Source organism: Janthinobacterium sp. YR213 (genome assembly GCF_900099875.1).
Lineage (GTDB): Bacteria > Pseudomonadota > Gammaproteobacteria > Burkholderiales > Burkholderiaceae_D > Janthinobacterium > Janthinobacterium lividum.
This window is the reverse complement of the sequence record NZ_FNDA01000001.1, coordinates 1,872,918-1,890,394: the sequence shown is the minus strand read 5'-3', so window position 1 is coordinate 1,890,394 and position 17,477 is coordinate 1,872,918. Positions and strand designations below refer to the sequence as shown.

The window sequence follows — 17,477 nt, the reverse complement described above, 5'->3', positions numbered from 1 at the left end:
GATCTGCATGTTTACAGTTTCCAGCATCTGCCTCGCCACGTTGATCCTGTTGCAAGCGCCAGCCGGCTGGGCTGGCCAGCCGGCGCCCCTGAGCCAGCAGCAGCAAGCGCTGGCCGCGCAAATCGACGCCAGTATCGCTCCCTATTACAAGGCCACGGAACCTGGCGCCGTCGTCATCGTCGTCAAGGATGGCCAGCCCTTGTTGCGCAAGGCGTATGGCCTGGCCAGCGTGAAGGATGGCCAGCCGCTGACGCCTGACATGTCGCTGCGCCTGGGTTCCATTTCCAAGCAATTCACGGCCGTCGCCATCCTGCTGCTGGCCGACCAGGGCAAGCTGGCCATCACCGATGACATCACGAAGTTCCTGCCCGACTATCCGACGCATGGCAAGAGAGTCACGATCGAACAGCTGCTCGCGCATACGTCCGGCATCCACGACTACACAAGGAAGCCGGAATTTGTGCCCAACAGCACGAAAGACTTGAGCGTCGCGCAGATGATCGATTTCTTCAAGAACGATCCGCCCGACTTTGAACCGGGCACGCAGTGGAGTTACAGCAGTTCCGGCTATTTCCTGCTGGGCGCCATCATTGAAAAGGCATCGGGCCAGCCGTATGCCACGTTTGTGGAACAGCAGATCTTCGTGCCGCTGGGCATGAACGATACGGCCTATGAAGGCCACGAGCGCCGGCCCGCCAAGCGCGCGGCCGGGCATATCCGTTCGGGCGAGACGTATGTGCCGAACTTGCCCCTGAGCATGACGCAGCCGTATGCGGCCGGCGCGCTCGTGTCCACGGTGGACGACCTGGCGCGCTGGGACGCGGCCATCTCCGACGGCAAGCTGCTCAAGGCTTCCACCTGGCAGCAGGCGTTCACGCAGGCCAAGCTGAACGATGGCAAGGCGACCCGTTCCGGCTTGGGCTGGAAGGTGGGTACCTGGCAAAACACGCCCGTCATCCACCATAGCGGCGGCATCAATGGTTTTGCCACGTATGCGATGCGTTTGCCGAAGGAAAAAGTCTATGTGGCCGTGCTGGAAAATTCGGACACGGGCCTGGTCAATCCCGACGTGGTGGCGCGCAAGGCGGCTGCTGTCGCCGTCGGCCGGCCATATCCCGAGATCAAGGTCATCACGCTCAAGCCCGCCATCCTCGATGCGTACGCGGGCGTGTACGCCATCAACGACAAGGCCGGCTATACGATCCGCAACTTCGAGGGTAACTTGCTGCTGCAGCGCACGGGGCGTCCCGCCCAGCGCATGCTGGCGTACTCGCCAAATGGCTTTCTGATTGAAAATACGCTCACCACTGCCGAATTCGAGCGGGGACCGAAGGGCGAGGCGCAGCTGATCCTCAATGACGGCGGCGAATCGAAGACGGTGCACGAACGCGCCAGCGCCGCCAAGCCGGCGCGTACGGTGGTCGCCATGACGACGGCGCAATTCGATGCCTACGTGGGCAAGTATGCGCTGGCGCCCGAGGTCTACCTGGAGGTGACGCGCGAAGGCGATAAATTCTTCGCCCAGGTGACGGGTTTCCGCAAGCTGGCCATGCTGCCGATGAGCGAGACGGCTTTCTTCTCGAATGAAGTCGATGCGGAAGTGCGTTTCAGCAAGGATGCCGATGGCAAGACGCAACAACTGGTGCTGCGCCAGGAGGGGCAGGATATGCCGGCCAAACGCGTGAACTGATCGCCGCAGTACAACGCATGCCTGCCGGCCAGTCGATACTGCCGGCAGGCATTATTTTTTCGTGTCCAGCCTGACCGATTCGCATTCTCAAGGCACCTGCTAAGTAAGGGAATCATTTCAGCAGTCCATTTGAGAGGCTTTACATCATGTCCGTTCGTCGCAAGCAGCGCTACTATATTTCTACACCGCAAATCCTTCCCATCGCCCGTGCCGTGTCGCTGGCCGTGTGCAGCCTGGCGCTGTACGCCGCCATGCCAGCCCTGGCGCAGGCGCAAGCGGCCAATGCCCAGCAGGCTGGCGCCATGCGCCTGGCCTACGACATCCCTGCCGGTCCGCTGGCGCCCGCGCTGCGCAGCCTGGCCAGCGCGGCGAATGTCTTGCTCAGCTACACGCCAGACCAGGCCAGCGGCAAGAGCACGGCCGGCCTGCAAGGCCAGTACACGCCGCAGGCTGCCCTGGCCGCCTTGCTGGCGGGTACGGGCTTGCAGGCGGTCGAACTGGAGGCGGGCAGCTACGTGCTGCGCGCCGCGCCTGCCTTGGCCAGCACGGCGTCCGACGCCGTCATGCCATTGATTTCCGTCATGGCAGCGGCTGACGCGGGCGAGGGCACGGTGTCGCGCGGCTATGTGCCCATCAGCGTGGCCGCCACCAAGATGGGCACGCCATTGCTCGAGACGCCGCGCGCCATTTCCGTTGTCACGCGTGAACAGATCAAGACGCAGGCCCCGAAAAGCATCGAACAGGCGCTGGCCTATACGGCGGGCGTGCTGACGGACGTGACGGGTGCCGACGTGCGCATGTCGGGCGCCACCATCCGCGGCTTCAGCGATGGCAGCTCGTACTACCAGGATGGCTTGAAGCTGCTGTCGGCGGGCAGTTATGGTTCGTGGAATAGCGAAATGGCAGATCTCGACAGTGTCGAAGTCATCAAGGGACCCGCGTCCGTCTTCTACGGCCAGGGCCGCCCGGGCGGCATGATCAATGTCACTTCCAAGCTGCCGGGTGCAGACCACGTCAATAGCGCGGGGTTTTCCGCGGGACGCTATCACCGCTATCAGATCAATGCCGACCTGGGCGGCGCTGTCGCGGGCTACGATGGCTTGCTGTACCGCGTCACGCTGACGGGCCGCGATGCCGACGATCGTCCCATCGAGTCGAAGAACAACCGCGTTTCCATCTCGCCCTCGCTGCGCTGGGACATCTCGGCGCGCACCAGCCTGACCGTACTGGGCACATATTCGCAAGAGCGGGGCACGCCGAAGCCATGGTGGCCCAGCCTGTTTGTCCATCCGCACATCAAGGACTTGCCCGTCAGCCGCACGGCGGGCGACCCGTCCTTCGACTATTTCGACCGCGATACGCGCGCCCTTGGCTATATGTTCGAGCATGCAACAGGGAATGGATGGAAGCTGACGCAAAACTTGCGCCATGCGACCATCAAGGTTGATTACCAGCATATCTACGCCATGGATTTGCTGCCTGACGGGCGCACGGCCACGCGCGGCAGCCTGGCGGAAAAAGTGGACGGCAAGACCTGGACGGTCGACAGCCGCGCGCAAAAGGACTTTCGCTGGGGCGAGATCGGGCACCGCTTCGTGGCGGGCATCGATTACCTGAAATACAAGGAAAACGATGGACTGGGCTTTGGCTGGGACGTGCCGAACCTCGATATCCATGCGCCGGTCTACCATCAATCGATCGCCGCACCGGGACTCGACTATACCGACACTGAACTCAAGCAGACGGGCATCTACACGTTGAACCAGTTCAAGCTGGGCGCATGGGTGGCGAACGCCAGCCTGCGCCACGACCGCGCGCGCAGCACGCAGCTCAATTCGGCGAGCACGCGCATCGACGACAATGCCACCACGGGCAGTGCCGGCCTGCTGTACCTGTTCGACAATGGCGTGGCGCCGTATGCCAGCTATGCCACCTCGTTCGACCCGGCCACGGGCCGCGACTTTGACGGCAAGGCTTTTCAGCCACGCAAGGGCAAGCAGGTGGAACTGGGTATCAAGTACCAGCCTGCCGGCACATCGACCATGTTGACGGCATCGCTGTTTGATCTGACGCAAACGAATGTCACCACGCCGGATCCGCTGCACCCGCGTTCGTCACTACAGACGGGCGAGGTACGTTCGACGGGCGTGGAACTGGAAGGTACGTTCAAACCCTTGCCCGAGTTGAGCGTGCTGGCAGGCTATACGTATCTGGACCCGCGCACGACGAAGAGCAACCGCGACTACGAAATCGGCCGCCAGACCCTGCAGACGACGCGCCATGCGGCCAGCGTCTGGCTCGACTACCGGCCCATGGTCGTGCCCGGCCTGATGCTCGCTGGCGGCCTGCGCTACCGTGGCAGTTCACCCTACAATGGCGCGGCCAATGCGCTGTACTTGAATGATCCGTACACCCTGGCCGATATCGCCGTGGCCTACGAAACAGCGCGTTACCGCCTGGCTCTGAATATCGGCAATGTATTTGACAAGAAATACTTTGGCGGCATCTTCCGTGGCGCCGAACGCGAAGCCCTGCTGAGCCTGAAGGTGAATTTCTAGCTGTAGCCAACTGGGGCCGTGCGACTACAGCCCCAGCGCGCGCCAGCAATACACGGCCAGTGCCGCCGCCCACGCCAGCAGGATCGCCAGCCCCGGCAGCAACAGCCATTTTGCTGCCGTCTCTTCCCACGTCACATACGGCTTGCCGCCGCGCGCGATGGCCAGCAGCGCCTGTCCCCCGTTCAAGCCGGCAAACGGCAACAGGTTCAAGGCGCACAGTTTCAACGAGAACAGGGCGAACGCCAGCGCAAAGCCGTGTGTGCGGGCAAACGCCTCTCCATTGCCCAGCAATTCCTGCGCCGTCGACAGCGGGGCCAGCGCACCGTGGACGATTTGCCCGAAGGCCGCGACAAAGCTGTCCCAGCCCGAGGCTCCCATGATGCCCAGCGACAATGCCAGCAGCAGCCCCACGCCGCTCAATGGCAGCAGCACCTGCTTCCACAGCGGCTGGAAGTTGTAGGCATCGAGGCAGGGATCGTCGTCATACAGTTCTTCTTCACGCGTATCTTTCAGCACCAGGCTGCCGGCCAGCGGCAGCAGCTTGACGTAGACTTTTCCCCAGGTCAGCACGGTCGGTCCCACGCCATAGCTGACGCTGCGCACCGTGATGCCGGACAGTCTGGCGCAGGCCGCCATGACGGAAATGTGGATGGACATGAAGAGGGCTGCTGCTAGGGGGAATTGAATAACCGGAAACATTGTTGATATTTTGAAGGACAGGGGCGATATTAGAACATGCCAAAAGAAACCAATGCGCTCGATAGTCCAAAATTTATACCCTGATAGATGTTGAAAATAACTTTAACCGTATCTAGCTGGCAACTATCTTTATTGACTTGACATAAATTCAGTATTATTCCGGTTGCTTTAAGCTCGTCTATGATCTTTAGAGAGTAAAGTTGTACGTGAAAATTCAGTAGTCCAAGATTAATGATGAAGTAGCGAGGCAATAATGAATGATTCGGATATAGTATCTCCAGCTTTTGAATCAGATTTTCTGCAAGGTAGTCTGTCTGCTGATGCAAAGCTTGAGCGCGCCCGTACGGAGTTGCTGGACCTGACTGCACGCAACCGCTTGCTGAATATTCCACGCTCCTCTACCACCGCACGCACCATTGATGTGGTTGATGAGAAGTCGAGCGAGATATTTCGGTTGATGGTATCCGAAAGTCGTCCATTTAGCTTTTTGCCTGGAAGGGCAGCAAGCAAGATTGAACTTGATAATACGGACGCCAACGCCAACTCCGATGAAATCGCGGAATTGGCGCCAGCCCATGATGACAGTGTCGATGCGCGTGGTGTTTTGAACCGGCATGCCGATACGCGTCTACAAACTAGGCTGACCGCCAAGGGGTTGCAGAAGCGCCTGCTAGACATGTATCTTGATGCACGTACTTTGGAAGAAGAGCAGGGTGTCAATATCTTGTTCTTAGCGCTCGGTACCTTGAAATGGCTCGATCCATTGAATGCGAAGAATGTGCGATATGCACCGCTGATCCTGATTCCCGTCAGCTTGGAAAGGGGCAACGCCGCCGAGCAATTCAAATTGAAATGGCGCCAGGAAGAGCACTCATCGAATCTGTCGCTGGAAGCCTTTCTGGAGCGCGTGCACCATTTAAAAATGCCCGCATATGAAGCTGGCGATGAATTCGATCCGATGGCCTACATCGACGCCGTCAGGGATGCTGTGCAGTCGAAAGAAGGCTGGGTGGTCGATGCCGACGATATCGTGCTCGGTTTCTTTTCATTTTCCAAATTCCTGATGTACCGCGACCTTGATCCCGCCATGTGGCCGGAAGGCGGGCTGACGAATCAACCCTTGATACGCGGTTTGTTATCCGATGGTTTTGCTGCCGGTGCATCGACCATTCCCGAAGACGCCAACCTGGACGACTATATCGCGCCGGCCGAGTTGCTGCATATCGTCGATTGCGACAGTTCGCAAACGCTGGCCGTGCACGATGTGCGCGCTGGCCGTAACTTGGTGATCCAAGGGCCGCCCGGTACTGGCAAATCTCAAACGATTGCTAATGTCATCGCGTCGGCGATTGCCGATGGCAAGACGGTACTGTTCGTAGCGGAGAAAATGGCCGCCCTAGAGGTGGTCAAGCGGCGACTGGACCAAGCCGGTGTTGGCGATGCCTGTATTGAATTGCACAGTAATAAAGCTAACAAGAAAATGTTTCTTGATGAACTGCGCCGCACGTCTGAACTAGGCTCACCCAAGGGCGATGCGGCCACCACCTTGAACAGCCGCTTGCTGGCGGCACGCGACCAACTTAACGCACACAGTGCGCGCTTGCACCTGCGGCACTCCGCCGCCAGGCTTACGCCTTATCAAGTGATCGGTGAATTGAGTAAATTGCGCCTGGAGCATGTCAAGCCGGTGGACATCCGTTTGCAGCAGCCTGAAAGCTGGTCGCCCGATGAGATGCAGCAGCGCCTGGCAGTGGTTGAGGAATTGGCGCAGCGCATCGTTGACATTGGCGAGCCGGGCGATCATCCATGGCGCGGCGTGGCGCTCAAGCTTATACTTCCCAATGACGTGGAGCGCTTAGTGTCGCGTATCACGGCTATACGGGCGCGCTGCAAGGAGCTTGCTGAACAACAGGCAGAGCTGGCCATGTCGCTCGATACGGTGGCGCCGGCGGTGTTGCGCGACTTTACCTATCTGGTGGCGCTGGCGCGCGACGTTGCTGAGGCGCCCAAGCTTGCCAACGAAGCCTTGCGGGCGCCAGAGTGGAGCGAGCAGGCGAATGCCCTGATGGCTCTGATCGATGATGGTCTCCAATTGCAATCTGTGCAGGCCGCTCTAGCGGGTGGAATCCATGCAGACGCGTGGGAAATTGATGTGCTTGACTTGCGCCAGCAACTGGTCGGTTTGCCGCAGTACGCGGACGCACAGGCATTCGAACGGGCGGTGACCTTGCAAACGCTGTTTAGCAGGCTCGACGGCGAAGTTGCTTTGCTCAGCCGACTGCTCGGTGTCGATGCCGGCAACCACATGGCAAGCTACAGCGAGATTAACCGCTTGGTGCTGACGGCACAGAAAGTGGCGACGGCACCTGATGTCAGTCCCGATGTGTTTGTTTCGACGGTATGGGATCAAGGCGTGGAACAAGCTGCCGACCTGGCGCAATGCGTGGTGGCGCTGGAAGGCTTGCAAGCGCGGCTGGAAGGAAAAATCAGCAGCGATGCCTGGCAGCTTGATCTATCTGGGGCACGCCAGGTGCTGGCCGCCCATGGTGACAGCCTGCTGCGTTTCGTCAGCAGCGAGTGGCGCGCGGCTAGCAAGCAAGTCAAGGGCCTGTTGCGCAACCCGGACACAGCGCTGCCCGAACAGATTGAAATTCTCGACCATCTGGGCGAAGCGAGAAAACTGCTGGAGCGGATTGAGTCAAACAACTCATTTGGTAGTGGCGCGTTTGGTGCCGACTGGAAGGGCGGTCAATCGCGCTCGGCGCCTATGCTGGCGTTGGTGGAATGGATGCGCAGCTTGCGTGGCCTGGGAGCGCAGCCGCGCATTATCGCCAGCAAGTTGCCGAACCGTTCGGAAATCAGCCGTCGGGCCGCACTACTGGAGGGGCTGCTGCAGGAAATTTTTCCACTGTTGGACGCGATGTGGTTCAACGGATGGAAAGATGAACCCGCTTTTCGTGAATGGGCTAGCGTGGAGACCTCTGCCTTTGAGACGGTGGCTGGGCAAGTGTCCCGGCTTGCGTTTTGCCAGGCCGGCTGCCAAGCTGTGATGCAACATGTACCGCTTGACCTTTCAGGCAAAATCGCGCGCCTCGACTTGTTGATCGAAGCGCAGCAATTGCGCCGACGCATCGATGCAGGTAGCGAGTTGGGGCGAGCTGCGTTTGGCGCGCATTGGCAGGGGCCATTGTCCGACTGGGAGAATTTGCGCATCAGCACGGCGTGGATGGCATCCAAGTCTAGCCTGCGCCATATGGTCGCGCGGCACGATAATCGCGCCGCGCCGCTACATTGCGCATTGGAGCTTGAAGCTGCGCAGGACAAGTTTGTGAGGGAACTCGACGAACTCTATAGCGAGTTATGCACCAATAACGAGAAGCTGTTTCAGGTGTCGGCTATCTTGGATTTGCCCGCCTTTGCCTTGCTTGGGCGCATGGCGGTGTGGATTGAATTTTCCGAAGAGTTGTCGAAGTGGGTGATCTACCGCGACCGCTGCTCCAAGGCACGCCAGCTGGGTATCGGTGAAATTGTCACGCAACTGGAAGCTGGCGCGCTGATCCCGAGGGATGCCATGCGCACGTTCACAATGGCGTATTTCGAAGCGATTTTTGCTGATCAAGTACGCAGCGACGAGGCGCTGGCCCATTTTGACGGCCACCTCCATAGCCGCTTGGCGGCAGATTTTGCGCAGATGGACCGCCAGCGCATTGCGGCATCCAGTCTGGAAGTGGTGCAAGCACACCACCGCCGCATCCCGCAGGGAGGCGGTGCGATCGGCCCCTTGGGCGTGCTGCGCGGCGAAATGGCTAAACGTAAGGGGCATATGCCGATACGCCGGTTGATGCAGCGCTCAGCACCCGCCATCCAGGCACTCAAGCCGGTATTTATGATGAGTCCGTTATCGGTAGCCCAGTTCCTGCCTCCCGGGCAACTCAGTTTTGATTTGCTGGTGATGGACGAGGCCAGCCAGATCCAGCCCGTGGATGCGCTGGGGGCTATTGCACGCTCGCGCCAAGTGGTTGTCGTGGGGGATGAGCGGCAATTGCCACCAACCAAGTTCTTTTCCAAGATGACCAGCGTTGAGCCTGATGACGATGGAGACGATGATGCGCAAGTCTCCGATATTGAGAGCATCCTGGGGCTGTTTACTGCACGCGGCTTGCCGCAACGCATGCTGCGCTGGCATTACCGCAGCCGGCATCAATCCTTGATCGCCGTGTCGAACAGCCAGTTCTATGAAAACAAGCTGTTTATCGTGCCCAGTCCCTACACCCAAGAGGCGGGCATGGGCTTGCAGTTTCATCACGTCGCTAACGGCGTCTTTGATTCCGGTAACACTGGCACCAATGCGGAAGAGGCGAGGGTCATTGCCGGGGCCATTATCGACCATGCGCGCAACTCACCGGAACACTCGTTGGGCGTGGCGACTTTTTCGGTCAAGCAGCGGCGAGCCATCCAGGATGAACTGGAGTTGTTACGCCGCGAGCATCAGGATGTGGAGCCCTTTTTTCAGCAGCATGCCAGCGAACCGTTTTTCATCAAGAACCTAGAAAACGTGCAGGGCGATGAACGTGATGTGATTTTTATCTCGGTTGGCTATGGTCGCAACAAGCTCGGCTACATGGCCATGCGCTTCGGTCCACTGAGTGCCGAAGGCGGTGAACGGCGCCTCAATGTGCTGATCAGTCGCGCCAAGCGCCGTTGCGAAGTGTTTGCCTCAATTACCGATGAAGATATCGATCTTGAACGTGCCAAGGGACGAGGTGTAGTGGCCTTCAAGCTATTCCTGCATTTCGCGCGCACGGGCAGGCTGGGCTTGTCGCGCGTATCTGGGCGAGAATATGACAGTCCGTTTGAAGTACAAGTGGCCGATGCCGTTAAGGCCTGCGGGTACGAAGTCCATCCACAAGTCGGCATCGCCGGGTTTTTTATCGACTTGGGTATTGCCGATGCCCAGCATCCGGGCCGCTACCTGCTGGGCATTGAGTGCGATGGCGAGTCCTACCATAGCTCGCGCTCGGCGCGCGATCGCGATCGTTTGCGCCAGGCCGTGCTGGAAGACCATGGCTGGATCATCCACCGTATTTGGGGACTCGATTGGTTTCAGAGGCCCAATAATGAGTTGCAGCGCTTGCTGATGGCCATTGATGCCGCCAAGACCGAGCTGGCAGCGCGCGCTGAACTCCATGGGAGGCAGGAACGCAAGCCGTGCGTGTCTGTAGTGACCGTGGAGCGAGAAGATCATGCCGAGATTGGACTGGAAAGGAATGGACCAAACAGGCCGGCGGCCTATGTCGAAGCGATCCCTGCCAAACCTGCCTATGCCGACGAGTTGCATGAGATGCCGGTAGCGGCCTTGAGCGACTTGGTCAAGCAGATCGTCACCTTGGAAGGTCCCGTGCACGTCGATGAAGTCGTGGTGCGCCTGCGCGCTGCGTGGGGCTTGAAACGGACCGGCGGGCGCATCCAGGCAGCGGTGGAACGCGCCATCCATGCTGCCGTCCGCTTCGATGGGATGATCATGACAGAGCGCTTTTTGAGCATGGCCGATACCATCATCAGCATCCGTGACCGAGGCGCCGTGGTTTCCGATACTCTGCGTAAGCCCGACATGCTGCCGCCGCAGGAAATCGACGTGGCGATCCTTGATACGCTACAGAAAAACTATGGCGCAGGAGTTGTTGAAATTGCCCAGTACGTGGCGCGCCTGTTTGGTTTTAAGGCCACCAGCCCGCAGTTGCGCGACACCATCCGTGCGCGCATCGATGATCTGTTGCTGCGCGGCTTGCTGCAGAAAAATGGTGAAGTATTCGAGCTCAAGCCGCAGGACAGCATATAAGCTCTTCAGCAAGAAAAAGCCCCGCCTGCATCGCTGCAGCCGGGGCTTCGAATGACTGGGCAGCTCGCGCCGCCCGCTATCACTTACAGTACTTCGCTGGCGTGGTCGGCCAGGCGCGAGCGCTCGCCGCGGGCCAGGGTGACGTGGCCGCTGTGGGTCCAGCCCTTGAAGCGGTCGACCACGTAAGTCAGGCCGCTCGAGCCTTCCGTCAGGTATGGCGTGTCGATCTGCGCGATGTTGCCCAGGCACAGGATCTTCGTGCCGGGACCGGCGCGCGTGACGAGCGTCTTGACTTGTTTCGGCGTCAAATTTTGCGCTTCATCGATGATGAGGAACTTGTTCACGAACGTGCGGCCGCGCATGAAGTTGAGCGACTTGATCTTGATGCGCGAGCGGATCAGGTCTTGCGTTGCCGCACGGCCCCATTCGCCGCCATCGGAGTCGGACTTGTTCAGCACTTCCAGGTTGTCGTCGAAGGCGCCCATCCATGGGGACATCTTTTCTTCTTCCGTGCCTGGCAGGAAACCGATGTCTTCGCCCACCGGTACCGTGACGCGGGTAACGATGATTTCATTGTAGAGCTTGGTTTCCAGCACTTGCGCCAGGCCGGCGGCCAGGGCCAGCAGGGTCTTGCCGGTACCGGCCTGGCCCAGCAGGGTGACGAAGTCGCATTCCGGATTCATCAGCAAGTTCAGCGCGAAATTCTGCTCGCGGTTGCGCGCCGTCACGCCCCACACATTGTTCTTCGTGTGGCTGAAGTCGCGCAGGGTTTGCAGCACGGCTGTCTTGCCGTTGATCTGTTTCACCTGGCCGTAGAACGGCGTTTCGCCGTTTTTCGGTTCCAGGTAGATGAACTGGTTGACCAGCAGCGACGGGATGAACGGGCCCGTCACGCGGTAGAACGTCGAGCTGTAGCCGTTCTTGCTTTCCTGCCACGATTCCATGTCCTTGCCGTGCTTGTTCCAGAAGTCGTCCGGCAATTGCACGATGCCCGAGTACAGCAAGTCCGTGTCTTCCAGCACATGGTCGTTGAAGTAATCTTCGGCCGGCAGGCCCAGGGCGCGCGCCTTGATGCGCATGTTGATGTCTTTCGACACCAGCACGACAGGGCGGCCTTCCTGTTCCGATTCCAGCGAGCGCACGACGGCGAGGATCTGGTTGTCGGCCTTGCCCACTGGCAAGCCAGCCGGCAAGTCGGCGCTTTGCAGGCGCGTCTGGAAGAACAGGCGGCCCTTGGCATCCTTGTTGCCCAGCTTGGACAGCAGGATGCCATGTTCGATGGCGTCGTCATCCGTGTTGCTGATCAGGGCGTCGAGCGTGCGCGAGACCTGGCGTGCATTGCGCGCCACTTCCGTCATGCCTTTTTTATGGTTGTCCAGCTCTTCCAGGGTCATCATCGGCAGGTACACATCGTGTTCCTCGAAGCGGAACAGCGACGATGGATCGTGCATCAGCACGTTCGTGTCGAGCACGAACAGCTTGCTGATGCCGCGCTGGTCGGCGGCACGGCTGGCGGACGACTTGAGCTGCACTTCGACAGCCTTGTGCTTGGCCGGATGTGGCTGCTCGGCTTGCTTGACGGGCTTGATCGGCGTGACCTTGCCTTTTGCCGCCGGCTTGGCTTTCGCTGCAGGCGCAGCAACGGTGGCAGGCGCGGCCGCGACCGGCGCCGGTGCAGCAACGGCTGGCGCCGGCTTGGCGACCATCAGGGCCGCCACTTGCTTGATCTTCGTGGCCGCATTGCGGACCGGCTTGGCAACTTCGGCGATCGCCGCTTCAATAATCGGTGCAGCCACTTTCTTGGCTGCCGGGGTTTTGGTGGCCGGGCGCGCTGCGCCTGCGGTTGGGTAATCTTGGGTGGCCAGGATAGTGGCTGGCTTGCTCGGTAATTTTGGCAGTGGCATCAGGATCTCAATCAAAAAATTTCTGGAATGAATCGCCCATGGGCAGCCAGCTTCTGGCGGCACTTCTCATGGGGTGGATGCGGGGGAACAACAATGCTACAGGACGAGTAACTGCCGGAAGGCCGGCAGCATGGCCGGTCATGGACGCCATCGACGGGCTGCATGCCCGCCTGGCGGAGTGGATGGAGGCGCTTCGTTGACTCAAAATGGCGATAGGTACCGTGAACTGAACTGCGGTTGAACCAGGCTCGCTGGAAGCCGACAACGCGCATTGGATCAAAAATGGACGATCAATTCAGATGCGCTACGAATTCCAGCACTTCTTCCACGTGAGTTGCGACCTTCACGCCTCTCCATTCTTTCACCAATCGGCCCTGGGCGTCAATCACAAACGTACTGCGCTCGACGCCACGGACCGTCTTGCCGTACATCTGTTTCATCTTCATGACGTTAAACAGCAGACAAACGGCTTCGTCCGGGTCGGAAATGAGCTCGAACGGCAGTTCCAGCTTGGTTTTGAAACTTTCGTGCGAGCGCAGGGAATCGCGGCTGATGCCGTAGATTTCCACGCCGGCTGCGACGAATTGCGAATACGCATCGCGGAAGGCGATGTTTTCCGTGGTGCAGCCAGGGGTGTTGTCCTTCGGATAGAAAAACAGCACCGTGGCCTTGGCCGGACGGCCCAGCAACTGGAAGGTCTTGCCGCTGGTCATGGCGGCGCTAAAGTCGGGTATGCTAACGAGGGATTGGCTATCAGCCACAGGTTCTCTCCTGAACGGTGATCATCAGCGCTGTTTTTAATCTGGCAACGCATCCAGGTGCAACAATACAGCATTCAGGCCGCTTTGCCCTGCACAATCAGGCGTCCCGAACGGCCTGGCAATTCATCCCAGGTGACGGGACAAACGGGCAAGTCCGTATTTTTTATCTTTTCATAATAATCGCCCATCGCTGCAAACTGGTAGCCCTGGGCTTTCCAACCAGCCAGCAGTTGTTCGAAAATGGGGGCGAGTTTCTGTCCTTCAAGTTCCGCATGCAAGGTATATACGTGATCGCGGGGATTGTCCGCCGTCAGCGACAATATATGCGCGGCAACATTGCTCGTTGTGATCAGTTTGCCGTCGATTTCGCAGCCCAGCAATTCATCCAGGGTGGGCAGGGTGGTGGGCAATTGCACGCATTGCAGGATGGTGTTGCCGTTGCGCACGCGGTGCGGGCCATTCGTGGCATGCACCATGGCACCGCGCGCGTCGAGCATGGCACGGCCATCGGAGGCAAAGCGGTAGCCGGCCGTGTCGTGTTCGACAAAGGCGCTGACATTCATTTGCCAGCCGGCCGCGCCGTGCGTGTGCGGCTTGGCGCCAAACACCTGTTCGTAGCGGTTGGCGGCCTTGCGCATCATGTTGATGGTCCAGGCGGCGTTGCGCTTGGCCACGTTGTCTTGCCACAGGGTGTGATCCCAGGTGTGGATGCCGCACTCGAAACCGGCATCGCGCACGGCGCGCAATTGCGCCGCGCACAGCTTGCCGATATCGGGTCCCGGCAGCAAGGTGCCGTACATCAATGTTTTCAAGCCGTAGTGTTCGACCACCGAGGTGCGCGACACCTTGCTGAAAAAGCCGGGCCGCAAGGCGCGCCGCAGGGCCCAGCCCGTGTGGTCGGGGCCCAGCGAGAACAGAAACGTGGCCTTGGCCTGGTGCGCGGCCAGCATGCGCACCAGATTGCCCATGCCTTCACGGGTGCCGCGATAGGTATCGACGTCGATTTTCAGGGTCAGGAACGGCTTGCTCAACATTAATCCATCAGGGCTTTGGCTTGGGCTACCTGGCTGCGGTAGGCGTCGAAAATATTGCGCAGGGAATCGGCCATGGTGGTGGTCGGCGCCCAGCCCAGCTCTTCGCAGGTATTCGTGATTTTCGGCACGCGGTTTTGCACGTCCTGGTAGCCGGCGCCGTAGTAGGCGCCCGAGGTCGTTTCCACGATTTTCACGTGTTTCGCGCCTTCGGCGTATTCCGGGTATTCGGCGGCCAGGGTCAGCATCATGCCGGCCAGGTCGCGGATCGAATAGTTATTGATCGGATTGCCAATGTTGTAGATCTTGCCGCTGGCGATGCCGTTCTTGTTGGCGATGATGCGCATCAGCGCATCGATGCCGTCGTCGATGTAGGTGAACGCGCGTTTTTGCGCGCCGCCGTCGACCAGCGAGATGTTCTCGCCGCGCACGATATGGCCGAAGAATTGCGTCACCACGCGCGAAGAACCTTCTTTTGGCGTGTGGATCGAGTCCAGGCCCGCACCGATCCAGTTGAATGGACGGAACAGGGTGAAGTTCAAGCCTTCCATGCCATAGCCCCAGATCACGCGGTCCATCAGCTGCTTGGCGTTCGAATAGATCCAGCGCGGCTTGTTGATCGGGCCGCAGATCAGTTCCGAGTTTTCCGGATCGAATTCCTCGTCATGGCACATGCCATACACTTCCGAGGTCGACGGGAAGACCAGGTGCTTGCCGTACTTGGCGGCCGAGCGGACGATGGGCAGGTTGGCTTCGAAGTCCAGTTCGAAGACGCGCAGCGGCTGCTTGACGTAGGTCGATGGCGTGGCGATGGCCACCAGCGGCAGGATCACGTCGCACTTCTTGACGTGGTACTCGACCCATTCCTTGTTGATCGTGATGTCGCCTTCGAAGAAGTGCATGCGCGACTTGTAGTTGTCATCTTCCAGCAATTCCGTGATGCGGTCCGTGTTCATGTCCATGCCGTAGACATGCCAGTCGGTGGTTTCCAGGATGCGCTTGGACAGGTGGTGGCCGATGAAGCCGTTGACGCCTAAGATGAGGACTTTTTTCATGTGAGATTCTCTTGAGTGATATCAGTGTGTGCTGACGCGGGTGGTCAGACTTGCTTGCAATTGCTGAGCCGAAATCGGCTCCCCGGCAGCCCTCAGCGCGGAAATGGCCAGCATGCGGCCGTCTCCGCAGACGCCCAAGATGCAATTATCCACTACCGCCAAGCCCGGTGGCAAACTTCCTGCGGAATGCTTGCTCAGGCGGGCTTTTTCGATGGTGTAAATGACATCATTGACTTCGGTGAAGGCGCCGGGATAGGGCGGCGCGACGGCCCGGTGCAGGTTGTACACCTGCTGCGCGGGTAACTTCCAGTCGATGCGGCCGTCTTCCGGCTTGCGCCCGCCAAAGTAGCCGCCCTGGCGCAAATCGTTGAGCTGGCGTGGCGCCGTGCCGTCCAGCAAGGCCGGCAGCACGTTCCACAGGGTTTGTTCCGCCGCCACGGTGACCTTGCCGAAGACTTCGAAGGCCGTGTCATCGGGCAGGATGGGCACGGCCGTTTGCGCGACGATGGCGCCGGCATCGGGCTTGACCGTCATTTCATGCAGGGTGGCGCCCGTTTGCGGGGCGCCATGCAGCACGGCCCAGTTGACGGGCGCGCGGCCGCGGAACTGCGGCAGCAGCGAGCCGTGCATATTGTAGGCGGGCGCGACTTCCAGGATGCTGGCGGGCAGCATGTGGCGGTAGTAAAAGCTGAACAGCATGTCCGGCGCTGCCGCCTGCACCTGCGCCAGCAGCTCGGGCGCGCGCGGATCGCCGGGCGTGATGTACGGGATGTCTTCGGCCTGGCACAGGCTGGCGACGGACTCGAACCACAGGTTTTCCGTGGGGCTGTCTTCGTGCGTGACGACCAGGGCGATATCGACGCCACCGGCCAGCAGCACCTTGATGCAGCGCACGGCCACATTGTGGTAGCCGAAGACGACGGCGCGCGGGGCGCCCATCAGCGGCCCACCTGGCGCTTTTCCAGGCGCACGTACGATGGCGCCTCGGCTTCCGCCTGGGCCATGCCGTCCTGCAAGATGGTTTGCACCACGTAGCGGGGACGGGCGCGCACCTGCTGGAAGATGCGTCCCACGTATTCGCCCACGAGGCCGATGCCGAACAGGATCACGCCCATCAGGAAGAAGGCGATGGCGAACAGGGTGAACACGCCCTGCGCCTCGGCGCCGAACAGGAAGCGGCGCGCCAGCAGATAGATCACCAGCAGGGCCGAACTGAATGACAGCAGCATGCCCAGCATCGAAAAGATTTGCAGGGGAATCAGCGAAAAGCCCGTGACCAGGTCGAAATTGAGGCGGATCAGGCTGTACAGCGAGTATTTCGACTCGCCGGCGGCCCGTTCCTCGTGCTCGACGGTAATTTCCGTGGGCTTGCGGGCAAACGTGTAGGCCAGGGCGGGAACGAAGGTGTTGACTTCGGCGCACTGGTTGACCAGGTCGATCACGTTGCGGCCATACGCGCGCAGCATGTTGCCCTGGTCCGTGATCTTGATGTTGGTGATGCGCTCGCGCAGCCGGTTCATCATTTTCGACGCCAGGGTGCGCCAGGCGGAATCTTGCCGCTTGCGCCGGATCGAGCCCACGTAATCGTAGCCTTCGCGCATCTTTGCCACCAGGTTGCCGATTTCTTCGGGCGGATTCTGCAGGTCGGCATCGAGCGTGACCATGATTTGCCCGCGCGAAGCTTCAAAGCCGGCCAGGATGGCCATGTGCTGGCCATAATTGCCGTTGAACAGGACTACGCGCGTGACGTCGGGGCGCTGGCGGAACTGTTCCGCCAGGATGGCCACCGAATTGTCGCGGCTGCCATCATTGACAAAGATGATCTCGTAGCTCGTCTGCAGGGCATCGAGGGCCGGATACAGGCGGGCGAACAGGCTGGCCAGGCCATCCTGCTCGTTGTAGATTGGAATGATAATGGACAGTTCAGGTTTCATCGGCGC

General features: G+C 59.9%; 10 protein-coding genes. 3 read left to right on the top strand and 7 right to left on the bottom strand.

The window, feature by feature from the left end; all coding sequences use genetic code 11:
* Nucleotides 1–7: 7 nt before the first annotated feature.
* Both BLT98_RS08335 and BLT98_RS08330 read left to right on the top strand, forming a co-directional pair.
* Nucleotides 8–1,690 carry a serine hydrolase gene (locus tag BLT98_RS08335; RefSeq protein ID WP_092606426.1) on the top strand — a complete coding sequence of 561 codons (1,683 nt, stop codon included), beginning with the start codon at nucleotides 8–10 and terminating at the stop codon, nucleotides 1,688–1,690.
* Between the two features lie 146 nt (nucleotides 1,691–1,836).
* Nucleotides 1,837–4,248 (top strand): TonB-dependent siderophore receptor, encoded by a 2,412-nt coding sequence (locus BLT98_RS08330; RefSeq protein WP_244517421.1) that lies wholly within the window; start codon nucleotides 1,837–1,839, stop codon nucleotides 4,246–4,248.
* Between the two features lie 24 nt (nucleotides 4,249–4,272).
* Here BLT98_RS08330 and BLT98_RS08325 read toward each other — a convergent pair whose 3' ends face one another.
* Nucleotides 4,273–4,905, bottom strand: a complete 633-nt coding sequence (locus BLT98_RS08325) for a site-2 protease family protein (protein WP_092606424.1) — start codon at nucleotides 4,903–4,905, stop codon at nucleotides 4,273–4,275.
* Nucleotides 4,906–5,200: 295 nt separating this feature from the next.
* Between BLT98_RS08325 and BLT98_RS08320 the strand changes: the two genes are divergently transcribed.
* Entirely contained in the window at nucleotides 5,201–10,786 is a 5,586-nt protein-coding gene (locus BLT98_RS08320; RefSeq protein WP_092606422.1) for a DUF3320 domain-containing protein, read from the top strand.
* Between the two features lie 83 nt (nucleotides 10,787–10,869).
* On the opposite strand, the gene BLT98_RS08315 is transcribed toward BLT98_RS08320, so the two are convergent.
* The 6 genes from BLT98_RS08315 to BLT98_RS08290 form a co-directional block, all read right to left on the bottom strand.
* Complete coding sequence (locus BLT98_RS08315) at nucleotides 10,870–12,690, bottom strand: PhoH family protein (protein ID WP_092606420.1); 1,821 nt, start codon at nucleotides 12,688–12,690, stop codon at nucleotides 10,870–10,872.
* A gap of 290 nt (nucleotides 12,691–12,980) precedes the next feature.
* Nucleotides 12,981–13,451: a peroxiredoxin gene (locus BLT98_RS08310; protein ID WP_092606418.1), complete on the bottom strand. Its 471-nt coding sequence runs from the start codon at nucleotides 13,449–13,451 to the stop codon at nucleotides 12,981–12,983.
* Nucleotides 13,452–13,525: 74 nt separating this feature from the next.
* A complete protein-coding gene (locus BLT98_RS08305) occupies nucleotides 13,526–14,485 on the bottom strand; it encodes a polysaccharide deacetylase family protein (RefSeq protein ID WP_092606416.1) in 960 nt (319 codons plus the stop codon).
* On the bottom strand, nucleotides 14,485–15,537 hold the full coding sequence (locus BLT98_RS08300; RefSeq protein WP_034785470.1) for a bifunctional UDP-4-keto-pentose/UDP-xylose synthase: 1,053 nt from the start codon (nucleotides 15,535–15,537) through the stop codon (nucleotides 14,485–14,487). Before BLT98_RS08300 ends, BLT98_RS08305 begins: the two co-directional genes overlap by 1 nt.
* Nucleotides 15,538–15,558: 21 nt before the next feature.
* Complete coding sequence (locus tag BLT98_RS08295; RefSeq protein ID WP_092606414.1) at nucleotides 15,559–16,476, bottom strand: formyltransferase; 918 nt, start codon at nucleotides 16,474–16,476, stop codon at nucleotides 15,559–15,561.
* Nucleotides 16,476–17,471 (bottom strand): glycosyltransferase, encoded by a 996-nt coding sequence (locus BLT98_RS08290; protein ID WP_092607067.1) that lies wholly within the window; start codon nucleotides 17,469–17,471, stop codon nucleotides 16,476–16,478. The genes BLT98_RS08295 and BLT98_RS08290 overlap by 1 nt, the downstream gene beginning before the upstream one ends.
* Nucleotides 17,472–17,477 lie beyond the last annotated feature (6 nt).

Bases quoted from the DNA above. Each gene is read 5' to 3' on its own strand.
- BLT98_RS08300 (WP_034785470.1), bottom strand. From the start codon at position 15,537: ATGAAAAAAGTCCTCATCTTAGGCGTCAACGGCTTCATCGGCCACCAC.
- BLT98_RS08335 (WP_092606426.1), top strand. From the start codon at position 8: ATGTTTACAGTTTCCAGCATCTGCCTCGCCACGTTGATCCTGTTGCAA.
- BLT98_RS08320 (WP_092606422.1), top strand. From the start codon at position 5,201: ATGAATGATTCGGATATAGTATCTCCAGCTTTTGAATCAGATTTTCTG.
- BLT98_RS08305 (WP_092606416.1), bottom strand. From the start codon at position 14,485: ATGTTGAGCAAGCCGTTCCTGACCCTGAAAATCGACGTCGATACCTAT.
- BLT98_RS08290 (WP_092607067.1), bottom strand. From the start codon at position 17,471: ATGAAACCTGAACTGTCCATTATCATTCCAATCTACAACGAGCAGGAT.
- BLT98_RS08295 (WP_092606414.1), bottom strand. From the start codon at position 16,476: ATGGGCGCCCCGCGCGCCGTCGTCTTCGGCTACCACAATGTGGCCGTG.
- BLT98_RS08325 (WP_092606424.1), bottom strand. From the start codon at position 4,905: ATGTCCATCCACATTTCCGTCATGGCGGCCTGCGCCAGACTGTCCGGC.
- BLT98_RS08315 (WP_092606420.1), bottom strand. From the start codon at position 12,690: ATGCCACTGCCAAAATTACCGAGCAAGCCAGCCACTATCCTGGCCACC.
- BLT98_RS08330 (WP_244517421.1), top strand. From the start codon at position 1,837: ATGTCCGTTCGTCGCAAGCAGCGCTACTATATTTCTACACCGCAAATC.